Origin of the sequence: Burkholderia sp. LAS2 (assembly GCF_018417615.1) — a bacterium.
GTDB classification, from domain to species: Bacteria; Pseudomonadota; Gammaproteobacteria; order Burkholderiales; family Burkholderiaceae; genus Burkholderia; species Burkholderia sola.
The window spans coordinates 1,132,167-1,145,921 of the sequence record NZ_CP071054.1; the positions used below are offsets into that span (position 1 = coordinate 1,132,167).

Below are 13,755 nucleotides of genomic sequence, written 5' to 3' on the forward strand. Positions count from 1 at the left end.
CGCCGTATGAGGCCGGTTACGACGACCATGCCGCGCACCGGGTACGGTTGCGGACAAAGATACGTCGACGTCCATCAACGACAACACCTGCGGGCAGTCGGGGATTCGGCCGGCATTCCGCCGCTGGCGAGACGAGCGGACGTGGCGCGTTCGATGCAATGCCGGCCGGTATTTCAGGAAATTCCGGTGCCCGATGTGCACCGGTGTGCGCATTGGAAGCTTCGTCGCGTTCACGAACGTCCGTCTTGCGTCCGCTTCGTCATCGCGCGAAGGCGGCCCTCGAACTTGTGCAGCAGCATCGATGCCGTGGCCGCAAGCCCGATGGCGAGTCCGCTCCAGATGCCGTAGATGCCGTATCCCAGCATCACACCGGCCGCCCAGGCGATCGGCAGACCAATCAACCAGTATCCGACGATCGATATCCGAAACGAACTCGTTACGTCACCGAGGCCCCGCAAAATGCCGACGCCGATGTTCTGGCTGCAATCGAAGATCTGCAGCAGCGCCGCGATCGTCAGCAGCCCACCGGCGAGGCGCAGGACTTCGGCACTCGCGGCCACGCCGTTATCGAGAAATGGCGCGAGCACGCGGGTGGGCGCAACGAGATACGGCAGCGCAACGATCAACATGGTCACGACGCCCAGCGCGAGCCCCGTATAGCCGAGTCGACGCGCACCGCGATAGTCGTGCCGCGCACACGCATGGCTGATGCTGATCGACGAAGCGTGAGACAAACCGACCGAAATCATGAACACGATGTAGATCACCTGATTCACGATCGTCTGGGCAGCCAGCGCATCGGCGCCGAGCGTCCCGATCACGAGCGTGAGGACGGTGAAGAACGCAGCTTCCGATCCATAGGTTGCCGCAATCGGCAAACCCATCCGCCACGTCCGCGCCAACGTATCGGCATCGGCGCGCCAGACGGCAAGCGACAAGTGTTCGGACAGTTCCGGCCGGCGCCTGGCGATCGTCAGAAACGCGATGAAGGAAAGCAGGTACACGCTGCTGGTTGCGCACGCAATACCGATCAGGCCGAGCTTCGGAAAGCCGAACCGGCCGAACATCAACGCGTAGTCGAGCGCCGCATTGACGACGATCGATACGATCGTGATCGCCAATAGCGGCCCGGGCTTGCGCAGTCCGACGGTATATTGTCGAAGCACCTGAAACCACAGACACGGCAATATGCCCGGTGCGGCCGCCGCAAGATAGAACGAGGCTTGCCGCGCAACGTCCGGATCCTGCCCGAGCCAGACAAGCGGCATTTCGATACACAGCATCATCAATGCAAACGCCAGTGCCGCGAGCGTCGACAGCGCAAAGCCGGAGCGCACCAGCCGCATGATGTCGGCATGCGCGTGTTGACCGTTCGCGAACGCGACGAGGTTGCCGGTTCCCGTCACCAGTCCGGTTCCCATCGTCCGGAACTGGTTGAAGATCGTCAGCGCGAGCCCCCCAGCGGCGATCTCGCGCGGGCCAAGCATCCCCATCATGACGATGTCGGTGGTCGTCAGCGCCACCTGGGCGAGCTGCGTAAGGATCAGAGGAGCGGCCAGCACGCCGATTTGCGCGGCATCGAGCCAGACTTGTCGATGAACTTTCATGCGGCGCGGGAAAATATCGATTCGAGTTCCTGATCAATCGACTCGTCGAGCAGATTTCGCGCTCGCATCCAGTCGTCGTCGAACACCGTGTCGAGGTATTTTTCGCCGCCGTCACAGACCAGGGCCACGAGCGTAGCACCCGCCGGCAGCGAATCGAACATCTTCAACGCGTGCCAGATGACGCTGCCCGCCGAGCCGCCGACGAGCAGCGACTTCTTGCGTGCGATATAGCGTGCCGTATTGAAGGCGGCCGCGTCCGTCACTTTGTGGCCTTCGTCGAGCAACGCATAGTCGACCAACGCGCCGATCTCGGCGCCGGGCGGCGTCCCGGTGCCGGACTGATAATACGATCCGCCTTCGCCGCCGAACACGATCGACCCGACGGGCTCGACACCAATGACGCGCGGCGCCGGGCCCGTCGCGAGCAGTTCTCGTGCAGTGCCGAACAGCGAGCCTCCGGTGCCAACCGACCCGACCAGAAAGTCGATTCGGTCGCCGAGGACGTCGCGCAGTTCATGTGCCAGCCCGCGGTAACCGTTACCGTTCGCGGGATTGTTGTGCTGCTCCGTCCAGATGCTGTCCGGATCGTCGGCTGCCATGCGCTTGGCAAGCGCGTCGCGGTCCGCCGTCGCGATCGTGTCGCCGTCGCTCACGCAAACGAGCTTTGCGCCGAATGCTTGCATCGCGCGCAGCTTGTCTTTCGACGCGTGACTGTCCACGATCGCGGTAAACCGATAGCCGCGCTCGGCCGACAACAGCGCCAGCCCCATGCCCGTATTGCCGGACGTCGATTCGATCACGTGTCCGGCCGGCCGCAGACTGCCGTCCTGTTCCGCTTCGTCGAGCATCTGCCTCGCCATCCGGATCTTGGCGCTGCCGGTCGGATTCGTCGATTCGAGTTTAAGCAGGATGCGCGCGCCGTTGGCGCCGCGAATCAATTCGAACAACGGCGTGCGGCCGACAAGATCCGATACCTTCGACACGATCGCAGGGACGGTGATCGTGGCTTGCTCACCCATAAAACGCACATTCATTGGTCAGGCTCCCGGAAGCTGGAAGAGGCGATCGACGCGCCAGCGTGGCCGCGCGCCGTCAAGTGTCAAGACAAGCTTGGGGGGAAGCGGCAGCTCGTGAAATGAAGATTCGTTCGAATCCATCTGATAGCCGGCCGTGTTCGGGTAGATCAGTAGATCGCCGGGTTCCGGGCGCTGCCCGAATGCGATCTTGCGCCAGGTCAGCATGTCCGAATCGAGGCAGCTCGCCCCGCCGACACAGGCGCGATAAGGCATGTCCGTGCGCGGCGATCGCGAAGGCTCGCGCACGACGCTCAGCAGTTCCGGATCGGGCAGGAATTCGCTGGCAAACCATTGCTCCGACACGCTGAAGCTCGTGCCGTTGACGGTCGCGATGCCATAGTCGCCGCAGTCCTTCACGCCTTGCACGGCAAACGCCGTGAACCCTGCCTGATCCAGCAGCGCCCGCCCCGGCTCCAGCATGATCGTCAGGCCGTGCTCGCGAAGCAGTTCGGCGAGCGATGCGGATTCCCCACCAGGCGTACCAGCCAGGATCGCATCGAGCATCTGCGCGCCGCTGCAGGCCGAGTGATATGGATAGAATCCGTCGAATACCTTGTTGGCGTGGTAATCGTCCGCCCGGTGCGCACGCTGGAATGCGTGCCAGTCGCGCTCGCTCGCGTACGACATCGCGAAGCCGCCACCGATGTTGATCGTGTGCGGCGCAAGACCGAGTTCGCGCGCAGCCAAGCACGCACGCATCGCGATCGCGGCCTGATTGCAGCGCTCCGTCGCGCTGTAACCGGACAGATGGAACGAGAACCCTTCAAGGACGAGCGACGCCCGCGTCGCGGCACAGGTCGATAGCGCAACGCGAAGTGCGTCGGCACTCAAACCGAATCGGCTATCGTTGCGTGCCGCCGGCGCCATCCGCAACAGAATGCGTGCAACCCGCTTCGCCTGTTCCGAGATCGCGATCAGCCGATTCAGTTCTTCGTCGCTGTCGATGGCGATCAACGCATCGTGCAAAACCGCGAGCCGCAGCAGCGCACGCGACTTCGACGGGCCGGATACACCGATATCGGCTCCGCACACCCCCGCAGCCAACGCTTCCGAGAACTCGCCCGTGCTTGCGACGTCGACGCCGATCCCGGATGCTGCCGCCGCATGCGCAAAGCATCGCGCCTTGTTCGCCTTCTTCGCGTAGTAAATGCGCCCGGACACCTGGCGATCGTCCAGTACGCGCCGAAATTCGGCGACATTGTGCGCGAAACGTTCGGGAAACAGGAAATGAACGGGCGCGTCGAAGCCATGGACAAGATCGTGGATCATCGCCTGATGCTCGTCCACGAAATCCCGCAGTAGCGGATCCCACAACGCCGGCAGTCGCGGAATATCCGTCACCATAGCTCGACTTCCCGGCCAAGCCCTTTCGTCAGCGCGGCGTCGGCCAGCACGCGCCCCAGCGCGATGTCGGTCACGATCATGCCGCTGTTGAACGCGTAAACGATATCGGCATCGTTGCGCCGCGCAGGCTTGCGGCCAAGCAGTATGTCCGGAAACTCCGCATCGACGGCAGGCAGTTTTCCGGCTTCGTCCGCGAGATCGGCACCGGTCACCTGCATTTGGGCCTCGCTCGTCGCGATGCGGTAATCGGCGCCATGCAGCGCGTCGGCGTGAATGCCGTATCCGACCAGAAGCGCGAGCGCCCCCGGCTTCAACGCCGCGTGCCGCACGCTCTCCGATACGCCGACGCCGGCCACCCCGAGCACGATGTCCGCTGCGTTCGCGGAGGCGGCGAGATCCTTCGATACTTCGATGTCACGGCCCGGATGAAAGCGCTTCAACGTCTTGCGGACAGCATCGATTCCCGACTCATAGTGGCCGTGTACGATCACGCGCTCGATGTCCGGCAATGCGGTCAGCAGGAACGGCGCCGCCATCCGCCCCTGCGTCCCCGTGCCGACGACGAGCGCCGTTCGAGCCCGCGGCGCGGCCGCACGCGCGATCAGGGCGGACACCGCCGGCGTGCGCAGCGATCCGACAAGGCTGCCGTCCATCAATGCGACAGGCATGCCGGTTTCGTCGTCGAACAGCAACAACGTCGTGTAGTACTTCTGCAGTTCGCGGTTGTGTTCCGGATCGAACTTATACGACGTCTTGAAACCGACCGTTCTGCGTCCACCGTCTCGACCCAGCATCGAGTACGCGACGGAATGCTTGTCCGCGGGCTGGCTCATCAGCTTGCGCGGATTGTCGGATTCGCCGGTACCGAGGCCAAGGTATGCCCGTTCGACGGCATCGAGCACCATCGACGGGTCGTAGTCGAGCTCGTCGATCGTGCGCTTGCCAAGCACAAGGAGTCTCGAGGGTTGCGTTGCGAGCCGCGGTCGAACGTCCGCGTCGGGTTCAGCGCCATCAGCCATCGTGGATATCATCGTATTCACTTGTGTCTCACCGGATTTCACGTATCGAACGGGCCTGCCGCGCACGTCGTGCAGGTTGACTTGAAGATTGACGTGCCGCGACCGGCACCGACGCGCCAGATCGCACATGCTTGTTCGGCTGCGTTGCCACTGCGAATCGCGCGCTCGACATGAGGGCGGATGCGCCGGGAGGCTGGCGGCACGTTCAATTACTGCGGGTGCTTCATGCCTGCAGCGTATTGATCATGGAATCTTTCCTTCCGAAATGCAGATCACGGAGCAAAATATTGGATCGGCAATCATTTCTTTTTTTATTACATACAATTCCATCATTATGCAATCCGAATCAAATTGATTAAAAAAGCCACATTAATATCATCGAGAACCACAATATGGCTCGCGATTGACGCCGATCAGATAATCAGCATTTCGATAACGAAAATGCCGTGTGCCGCCTGATATTCACCAGGCGCGGGCTGACGAGTTCAGCAATTTCGACGGGATTCCCTCACGTCGGCATAGCTGCCTGGCAGGCGCATTCATGTCGCGACAACGCGCGCACATGATGAGGCGCAGCGAACCGTGTCACGACCATCTGGGCGTTCCGTCACCGTCGATGGTTGCGACCGGTAGAGAAAATACAAATCGCTCGTATTTATAAACTAGCTTCCACTTTCCTTGCAAATACTTTATTTCATTATTGCGAATGCATTTACGGCGGCCGTCATTGAATCATGAAAGTGAAATTGAGGCCGCTAGCCGCTCGATGGCGGTATAGAAAAGCAAAATCGGTTTGTTGAGGGAGAAAAAATGCCCTGCATCGGGGGCTGCCGAAACGTTCGGGGGAGATATGTCGTTACGGTGCCGGGCTTTCCGCGGTAGGCGGTTTGGGGAACCGCCTGCGGGCCGCATTGCGTGCCAGTTCAGTCGACCAGCCGCTTATTATTCTTCGCAATCCACATCAATATCGATGCATCGTTTCCCCGCGTTTCGACATGAGGCTCCGTGCGCGACGTATCGCGTTCCTCAATAGAAAAACCCGGCCCGCAACGAAGCGGGCCGGGCCGTGACGGGATGCGTGCTGCTTGTTACAGCGCGCCGCCTTGCGCCGACGCCGAGCCCTTCACGCCGACCGACGCACCGCCCTGCACCGAATTCGTCGCGCCTTCGAGCGCTTCGCCGGCCTTCGCCTTCGCGCCGCCCGCGACGTCGCCTGCGGTCGACACCGCGCCTTGGGCATGGCTCTTCGCCGAGGCGGCGACGTGCTTCACGTGCGACTTCGTCGTGTGCACGGCCGATGCCGCCGCATCCTTCGTCGCGCCGGCCGCCGAACCGACCGCCTGCGTCGCGCCGCCCACCGCCGTCCCGGCTGCCGAGCCCACGCCGCCGACCGTCTGGCCGACGCCGTTCAGCGCGCCGCCGACGACATTGCCCGCGCCCGAACCCGAGCCTGCCGCATTCGCACCGGCGCCAGCCTGCACACCGACGCCGCCGCCGAGCAGCGGCGTCTGGACCTGCGCGCCGACGCCTGCGGAACCCTGGGCGCCGGTCTGGGCCGTCTGTGCAAATGCAGCCGACGTCGCCATCGCCGTCAGAGCGGCACCCAGCAGAATCGTACGAATCTTGTTCATGGTCATTCTCCCCAAAGACGTTGTTGCTGCGGGCCGCGTTCGTGCGGCTGGTCGCATGCCTTGCCGCGACATGCGGCAGGTGGAGCTAATGTAGCGGCGCCGGCGAGCAAAACGACTGAATTGCGGGGACTGTTACTTCCGTTGCAAATGCTGACGATTGACTCACACTGTTTGACAATCGGAGGTTTGTGGCGGGGTGGCCGCTGCATTTGACGACGGACGGCCGCGGCCCGGGCCGGCAGACGTGCTTCATTCAGACGCCTTCATCTGCATTCCGAATTATTGGGGATTGCGCGGCCGTCGATGCGACCTCGTCATGATGCACGGCCCCGGCCGCCAGCAAGCGAACCGGGGCCGTGCGCACGCTGCGCGGTTACGGCCGGAACGTATCGCCCAGCACGACGCCTTCGCGACGCGGATCGGTGCCGCCCTGCAACGCCGGCGACTGGCCGACCGTCACGCGCATCACCGTATTGACGCCGCTCGCCTGCGCGGACGTCGACACCTTGTGCCCCAGCGCGAGCAGCCCCGTGATCAGTGGATCGTTCGCACCGTTGTTCGCCGCGTTGACGTTCGGATGCTCGCCGCCGATCGTGGTCGTCGGGCTGTTGCTCGCGCCGAAGTCGACGAGCCCCGCCGACTGCTGCGCGTCGAGCCCCCAGTCGAGCGCGCCGACCAGGGTCTTGACCACGTATTGCGGAATCGTGCCGCCGCCCGGCGAACCGGTCGCCATCACGAAGTCGCCGCGCGAGCCGTCGGCGGCCCGCCCGAACACGATCGTCGGCGCCATCGAGCTGCGCGGCCGCTTGCCTGGCTGCAGGCGGTTCGCCACCGGATTGCCGGACGCGTCGAGCGGGTTCGCGGAAAAGTCGGTCAACTGGTTGTTCAGCAGGAAACCGTTGGTCATGTGGAACGAGCCCATGCTCGACTCGACCGTCGTCGTCGCGCTGAGCACGTTGCCGTCGCCGTCCACGATCGTGAACTGGTTCGTGCCGTGCTCGATCAGCGTCGTGTCGACGCCGAGCGGCACCGCACCGAGATTGCCGGGCTGCGCGGTGCCCATGCTTTTGGTCGTGTCGATCAGCGCCGCGCGCGATTTCAGGTACGGCTTGTTCAGCAGCGTGTCCCACGTGCCGCCCGGCAGCGGCACGAAGTCGGTGTCGGCCACGTACTTGTCGCGGTCGGCATACGCGAGCCGTTCGGCTTCGGTGATGAGGTGGACGCCCGCGACGGTCGGCTTGCCGCCTTCGAGATCGATCGCCGTCGGCTTCAACGATTTCAAGTCGTAATTCTCGAGAATGCCGAGCGCGGATGCGACCGCGATGCCGCCCGACGACGGCGGCGGCATCCCGCAGACCCAGTAGCTGCGATAAGTCGTGCACACCGGTTCGCGGCGCTTCGCCTGATACGCGGCCAGATCGGCGACGGTCGTCTTGCCCGGCGTGAGCGTCGAGCCGTCCGCGCCCTTCGTCACCGCGATCTTCGCGACGATGTCCTGCGCGATCTGCCCCGTGTACAGCGCATTCGCGCCCGACCGCGCCATCAGCGACAGCGTGCGCGCGTAGGCCGGATTCTTCAGTACGGTGCCGAGCGGCTTCGGCGAACCGTCGGCGTTCAGGAAATACGCGGCGGCTTCGGGGTCGCGCTTCAGGTTCGCGGCGTTCGCCGCGATCGCGTCGGCCAGCCGGCCGCCGATCGGGAAACCGTTGGTCGCGAGCGTGATCGCGTCGCCAAACAGGCTCTGCCACGGCAAGCGGCCATGATCCTGTTGCAGCGCCTCGATGAGCCGCGGCACGCCGATCGTGCCGATCGAGCGGCCGCTCGCACGCGCGTTCGGCAGCGGCAACGAATGGTCGGTGGCGTCATCGACATAGCGCAGATAGTTCTCCGTCGCGGCGGCCGGCGCGGTTTCGCGGCCGTCGTACGCCTGCAGCGTCTTGCCGCGCGCATCGTAGTAGAGCAGCACGCCGCCCGACCCGAGGCCCGTGGCCTCCGGCACCGTCAGGCCGAGCACGGCTTGCACGGCGACCGCCGCGTCGGCGGCCGTGCCGCCCTTCTTCAGCACCGCGCACCCGGCCGCGCTCGCGTACGCGTTCGACGTGGCCACCAGGTACGTTTTCGCATAGACGGGCTTCATCCCGGTGCGATAGCCCGACGACGCTTCCGGCAGCGACGGGTCGCCCGGCTGGTTCGAACCCACCACGACCGTCGCGCCGCTGTTGTCGACCGCGAGACAACTCGTATCGGTGGAAGGTGCGGTCGTGCGGCCCGCCTCGTTCTCGACGTCGCCGCCGCATGCGGTCAACAACGCAGCCGCGAGCAACGCGGACGCATACGGAAAAATCGCTGTTCTGTTCATTGTCTGCCGATGTGCTGGTCGTTGCGATGGACATCCCGTCGCCAGCGACCCCCTCGGTGCGCAGGCGATGCGTCCGATAGTCCCATGAACAGAATTTTTTTCGCAATCGGGAAATGACGTCATGCAACCGGACGTTGTGTGCGCAACGTCACCGAACCGGCATGCGGTTTCATCTGCTGCATTGCAGCGCATGGGCGTATCGTAACGTCGGTACCTTTTCCCCCGGCGACGCGTGCCGGCCCCGTGCTCCATCGCGCCGATCGCCTCGGAAAAGAATGCGAGACACATCGTCATCGCGACCGTCGCGCTCGTGTCCGCCCGCTGGTAGATGCAACTGAACGAGCGCGCGACGCATGACGGCAGCGGCGCGCCGCTGGATGACGCCTGCGGTTCGATCGACAATCGCCGCCCCCTCCTGCGCGGGCACTCGATCCAGCCGGCGCGTGCGTCTTCTCGACGCCGCATTTCGCCCGCCCATTCATTTCGGAATCCGTGATGATTATTTGTCTCTTCCTGGACAGCCATGCATAGACGACACCCGGGCCGCGGCCTGACGCGCCGGCTTCGTCGCGCGCCGGCGACCGGCCATCGGGACGATTGCCGGCGTCGCCGCGTCCGGCTATAAAGCGGGGATGGACACGAATCGCTGGATTCACGACCCCGTCGGCGCGTTTCGCGCCTGGCAGGAAACCGCCGCGACCGGCGCCGGCCGACGGCCGTTCGCGCCGCGTTCGATCGTCCAGCATGTCGCGATGTTCGAGCGATTCCTGCGTCACCTGAGCGCACGGCACGTGTCGCTCGTGACGTTCGGGCCCGACCACGTCGCGTCCTTCCTCGCGGAACTCGACCGCACCTGCGCGCCCGGCACGTCGACACGCGTGCGCTATGCGAAGCTGATCGACCGGCTCGGCCGGCATCTGGTCGATGCCGGTGTGCGGACGATTCATCCGGCCGGCCGATCGACGCACCATCTCGCATGGCCGGACGGCGAGCCCGAGCCGTGCTACCTGCCGCCCGACGCCGACGCGGCGCTGCAGCGCCATGTGCAGCCTCGGGCGGACGACACGCCCGCCGACTGCCGGAATCGCGCGATCGTCGCGCTGCTGCTCGCGAGCGGCATCACGTCGGCCGAGATTCGCGCGGCGACAGGCGACGCACTCGATCTCGACGCGCGGCCAGCGGCGTTGTCGGTGCCGCGCGATCGCGCGCGGCCGGCGCGCCGGATCGCGCTCGCCGCATTCGCGCTGGCGCCGCTCGCCGCCTGGCGTGCGCGCTCGGACGTGCCGCCGTCGGCGCGGCTGTTTCCCGCGCCGCGCGGGGGCGCAATGAACGACATGTTCCTGCTGCTCGTCGTGCGCGATGCGCTGAACGCGATCGGCTTTCACGCAGCGGACATGAGCCCGCGCGTGCTGCGCAATACATATGCGCGCCGCCAGTTGCTCGCCGGCCATGCGCATGCCGATGTCACGGCGATGCTCGGTCTCGCTAGCCCGCGAACGGTCACGCGCATTCGGCAAACGCTGCCGCCCGATGCGGCCGCGGATCGCGCTGCCCACGAGCGGTGATCGCGCGCCGCCGGCGCGAACCGCGTTCCCCCGCTGCGCTATTCGCCCGGCTTCGGCTGGACCAGCCGCAGAATCCGCGTGTCGTACGGCGACTGCATCACTTCCGCGATGCGGATGTCGGAGGCGGCCGGATGCAGCGGGTTCAACAGGAAGTTATGGGCGTGCGGCACGACGACGCTTGGCACGCGCAGCAGCGCGCTCGGCTGCGTGTCCAGCCACTCGGTGCCCGCGCTGCGGGTCCAGTCGACGTTCGTGCGCCAGTCGTCCGGCGCATCGCCTTCCGCGATTTCGGCGACGTCCACCGAATCGGGCACCTCGATACGCAGCAACTGATATCCGCTCGGCAATTGCGCGACGGCGGCGATTTCGAAATGAACCAGCGTCTCGAGCAACGCAAGCGCCGGATGTTCGGCGAGATACACGACGGGCTGCCCGGCGAAATGCCAGCGCCCGCCGGCCCGCAACCCGCCGATGCCTTTCAGATCGGCGTAATTGCTGATCCGCCACAGCGTCGTCAAGCGAAGTACCCCTCGTCGATCTGCGTGAGGGCCTCTTCGACGAGCCGAGCGCCATGCTCAGTGCTCGCCATATCGAGCGACGTGCGGCCGCCGAAGCGCTGGAGCCCGTTGCGCAGCCACGCCATCGCCTTGTCCTGGTCGCCGAACGTGGCCGCCGCCTGCGCGACGATGCGCGCGAGACGGATCGCCTTGTCCGACTCTTCCGGCGACAGGCGCTCGTGCGCCTGCCGACGATGACTCAGCGTGCGGCGCGGAATGATGAACGCCAGCTCGTCCGATTTCAGCCCGCGCTCCGACAACCGGTCGATCACCGACACGTCGACGCGCGCGCTCGCCAGCTCGGCCAGATCGGCGCCCGACCGGACGCGGATCGCCAGCAGCTGCTCGAGAATCGTGAATTCGGCCTGACGCGGATGCGCGACGCCCGAAGGATGAAAAGCGATGGTGCTCATGACCTCTCTCCGGCAATTTGCCCAATCATTATAGGCGTTTTGCCGAATACTTGCGGGTGGTGGAGCGGCAGGCTTTACCTCGTTGGGCTGGCAGACCGGTATTGGGGGTACGCGAATCGGAGATTCGCCTCGGGGACGTGGCACGGAAATTCAGTATATAAAGTTCCTGTTCGCGATGATCTGAAGTTGTCACGTAACAATTTCGAACGGTAATACGCGAGTGGCGGGAATCCCCGCTTTCCCTGTGTACACGCCGGCGGACGATCACCGTCGGCTGATGCGCAACCGACCGTCCAAGGTCAACCGGCCCATGCGGACGACCGGATCACGCTGCAGAAATTGCCCGCATGGAAATGCGGCTCCTTGTCCGCGAGCACGTCGGCCTTCACGTTGCCGAACGTCGTGCCGGGCTTGTGCTTGATGCCGTCATAGAACGCCTGAATGATGTCTTCCTTGAAATGCGGCGTGCGCGGATGCGCGCGCACGACCGCTTCCCGCCCGATGTCACTGTATTCCGGGTAAGCGAGGCCCAGTACGTCCATCTCGACGCCCGCCGTGACCAGCGCGACGACCGGATGCATGTGCTGCGGAATACCGGGCGTGGTATGCAGTGCGATCGAGGTCCACACGACATCGATGTCCTGCTGCGAGACTCCCTTTGCCTTCAGAAAATCGCGGGCGGCATTGGCGCCGTCCACTTCGAAGCGCTCGCATGCGCTGCTGTACCGGTGCGTCAGTCCCATATCGTGGAACATGCAGCCGCAATAGAGCAGCTCGGGGTCGTACTCGAGCCCGCGGCGCCGGCCCGCCAGCGCCGCGAAATAGAACACGCGGCTCGAGTGATGGAACAGCAGTTCGGATTCGGTATCGCGCACGAGTTCGGTGATCTCGCGCGTCAGTCGAGTATCGGGAAGGGTGATGCCGGCAACGTTCACAGTCATGATCGACCTCCATGGAAGACACGCTCGATTCTCCGCAGCCCGACAGGTGTCCGAAATAGGCTGGTTACGACGAATCCTGCCATTTCGCGCGACGAACGGACACGGTGCCTGCATGGTGAAAGAAGCGCCCCTATACTGCTGCGCATCACGTTCGATACGACACGCAACCGATCATGCCGAAGGTCGTGGGTATTTTTGCCGTTCCGGGCGTTCAACTGCTCGACGTCTCCGCGCCGCTCGACGTGTTCGCGCAAGCGAACGTCGAATGCGGGAAGCCGTTCTATGTGTCGCGGATCATCGCGAGCGGGGCCGGTGCGATCCGCAGCTCGTCCGGCGCACGGTTGCTGCCCGACTGGATCGCCCCCGACATCCCCGAGCGCATCGACACGCTGCTGGTCGCCGGCGCGCCGAACGCCGGCCAGATCGCGCTGCGCACCGACGTCCTCGCTTGGTTGCGCGCGGCGGCCGTGCACAGCAGACGCTACGGGTCGATCTGCACCGGGGCATTCATCCTCGCCGCCACCGGGCTGCTGAAAGGACGTCACCTGACCACGCACTGGGCCGCCGCCGATGCACTCGGCGAAGCCTATCCGTCGCTCGTCGTCGACGCCGACGCGCTGTACGTGCGCGACGGCAAGCTGCGCACCGGCGCCGGCGTCACGGCCGGGCTCGATCTCGCGCTCGCGCTGGTCGAAGAAGATCTCGGCCGCGAGATCGCACGGCGCGTCGCCGCGCAACTGGTGATGTTTTTCAAGCGCCCGGGCGGACAGCTCCAGTTCAGCCGCAAGGGCGAAGCCCGCCCCGCCGGACGTTCGGTGCTGCAGGAAGTGCAGCGCTGGGTCGCGGCCCATCCGGATCTCGAACATTCGGTGGCCGAGATGGCCAAACATGCAGGCATGAGCCCGCGCCATTTCGCGCGGCTGTTCCGCGCGGAAGTCGGCATGACGCCGGCCGCATGGGTCGAGGCGACCCGCATCTCTGCCGCCCGCCAGTTGCTCGAGAACGGCCATGACACGCCGAAGCAGGTCGCCGCGAAATGCGGCTTCGCAAACGTCGATACGCTCAGGCGAGCGTTCACCCGGCATGTCGGCGTCACGCCGGCCGAATATCGGAAACGGCAGGTGATCCTGGCTGCGTGAGGCGGAACGAGCGGCGCCGAATGAATGACGCCGGCGGCCTCGCGAAAATACTTCGGAATGCGATTCAATGGTTTGACCCGCTTCTTCCGCGCCGATCGACCCGC

Annotated in this window: 12 protein-coding genes; 3 read left to right on the forward strand and 9 right to left on the reverse strand. The window is 64.8% G+C overall.

The window, feature by feature from the left end; genetic code table 11:
* Positions 1-230 precede the first annotated feature (230 nt).
* The 6 genes from JYG37_RS34055 to JYG37_RS34080 all read right to left on the reverse strand — a co-directional run bounded on the left by JYG37_RS34055 (position 231) and on the right by JYG37_RS34080 (position 9,036).
* Complete coding sequence (locus JYG37_RS34055; protein WP_050018217.1) at positions 231-1,607, reverse strand: MATE family efflux transporter; 1,377 nt, start codon at positions 1,605-1,607, stop codon at positions 231-233.
* On the reverse strand, positions 1,604-2,641 hold the full coding sequence (locus JYG37_RS34060; RefSeq protein WP_176016960.1) for a cysteine synthase family protein: 1,038 nt from the start codon (positions 2,639-2,641) through the stop codon (positions 1,604-1,606). Before JYG37_RS34060 ends, JYG37_RS34055 begins: the two co-directional genes overlap by 4 nt.
* A gap of 3 nt (positions 2,642-2,644) precedes the next feature.
* Positions 2,645-3,952: an alanine racemase gene (locus JYG37_RS34065; protein ID WP_249746097.1), complete on the reverse strand. Its 1,308-nt coding sequence runs from the start codon at positions 3,950-3,952 to the stop codon at positions 2,645-2,647.
* A gap of 68 nt (positions 3,953-4,020) precedes the next feature.
* Positions 4,021-4,977 carry an ornithine cyclodeaminase family protein gene (locus tag JYG37_RS34070; protein ID WP_249746098.1) on the reverse strand — a complete coding sequence of 319 codons (957 nt, stop codon included), beginning with the start codon at positions 4,975-4,977 and terminating at the stop codon, positions 4,021-4,023.
* Between the two features lie 1,157 nt (positions 4,978-6,134).
* A complete protein-coding gene (locus JYG37_RS34075; protein WP_124557703.1) occupies positions 6,135-6,677 on the reverse strand; it encodes a hypothetical protein in 543 nt (180 codons plus the stop codon).
* Between the two features lie 373 nt (positions 6,678-7,050).
* Positions 7,051-9,036, reverse strand: coding sequence for a gamma-glutamyltransferase family protein (locus tag JYG37_RS34080; protein ID WP_213346815.1), 1,986 nt, complete (start codon positions 9,034-9,036; stop codon positions 7,051-7,053).
* 328 nt (positions 9,037-9,364) lie between these two features.
* Here JYG37_RS34080 and JYG37_RS34085 point away from each other — a divergent pair, with 328 nt between their 5' ends.
* Complete coding sequence (locus JYG37_RS34085; RefSeq protein ID WP_160331235.1) at positions 9,365-9,532, forward strand: hypothetical protein; 168 nt, start codon at positions 9,365-9,367, stop codon at positions 9,530-9,532.
* Positions 9,533-9,668: 136 nt separating this feature from the next.
* Complete coding sequence (locus JYG37_RS34090) at positions 9,669-10,601, forward strand: tyrosine-type recombinase/integrase (protein WP_213346817.1); 933 nt, start codon at positions 9,669-9,671, stop codon at positions 10,599-10,601.
* A 38-nt stretch (positions 10,602-10,639) separates the two neighbouring features.
* Here the strand turns inward: JYG37_RS34090 and JYG37_RS34095 are convergent, their stop codons facing one another.
* The 3 genes from JYG37_RS34095 to JYG37_RS34105 all read right to left on the reverse strand — a co-directional run bounded on the left by JYG37_RS34095 (position 10,640) and on the right by JYG37_RS34105 (position 12,512).
* On the reverse strand, positions 10,640-11,119 hold the full coding sequence (locus tag JYG37_RS34095; protein WP_050018211.1) for an RES family NAD+ phosphorylase: 480 nt from the start codon (positions 11,117-11,119) through the stop codon (positions 10,640-10,642).
* Positions 11,116-11,571, reverse strand: a complete 456-nt coding sequence (locus JYG37_RS34100; RefSeq protein WP_050018210.1) for an Xre family toxin-antitoxin system antitoxin — start codon at positions 11,569-11,571, stop codon at positions 11,116-11,118. The genes JYG37_RS34095 and JYG37_RS34100 overlap by 4 nt, the downstream gene beginning before the upstream one ends.
* Positions 11,572-11,870: 299 nt before the next feature.
* A complete protein-coding gene (locus JYG37_RS34105) occupies positions 11,871-12,512 on the reverse strand; it encodes an HD domain-containing protein (RefSeq protein ID WP_050018209.1) in 642 nt (213 codons plus the stop codon).
* A 173-nt stretch (positions 12,513-12,685) separates the two neighbouring features.
* Here JYG37_RS34105 and JYG37_RS34110 point away from each other — a divergent pair, with 173 nt between their 5' ends.
* A complete protein-coding gene (locus JYG37_RS34110) occupies positions 12,686-13,651 on the forward strand; it encodes a GlxA family transcriptional regulator (protein ID WP_124632004.1) in 966 nt (321 codons plus the stop codon).
* Positions 13,652-13,755: the final 104 nt, after the last annotated feature.

Coding starts and splice junctions, on each gene's coding strand:
- JYG37_RS34055 (WP_050018217.1), bottom strand. CDS start 1,607: ATGAAAGTTCATCGACAAGTCTGGCTCGATGCCGCGCAAATCGGCGTG.
- JYG37_RS34060 (WP_176016960.1), bottom strand. CDS start 2,641: ATGAATGTGCGTTTTATGGGTGAGCAAGCCACGATCACCGTCCCTGCG.
- JYG37_RS34065 (WP_249746097.1), bottom strand. CDS start 3,952: ATGATCCACGATCTTGTCCATGGCTTCGACGCGCCCGTTCATTTCCTG.
- JYG37_RS34075 (WP_124557703.1), bottom strand. CDS start 6,677: ATGAACAAGATTCGTACGATTCTGCTGGGTGCCGCTCTGACGGCGATG.
- JYG37_RS34080 (WP_213346815.1), bottom strand. CDS start 9,036: ATGAACAGAACAGCGATTTTTCCGTATGCGTCCGCGTTGCTCGCGGCT.
- JYG37_RS34085 (WP_160331235.1), top strand. CDS start 9,365: ATGCAACTGAACGAGCGCGCGACGCATGACGGCAGCGGCGCGCCGCTG.
- JYG37_RS34090 (WP_213346817.1), top strand. CDS start 9,669: ATGGACACGAATCGCTGGATTCACGACCCCGTCGGCGCGTTTCGCGCC.
- JYG37_RS34100 (WP_050018210.1), bottom strand. CDS start 11,571: ATGAGCACCATCGCTTTTCATCCTTCGGGCGTCGCGCATCCGCGTCAG.
- JYG37_RS34105 (WP_050018209.1), bottom strand. CDS start 12,512: ATGACTGTGAACGTTGCCGGCATCACCCTTCCCGATACTCGACTGACG.
- JYG37_RS34110 (WP_124632004.1), top strand. CDS start 12,686: ATGCCGAAGGTCGTGGGTATTTTTGCCGTTCCGGGCGTTCAACTGCTC.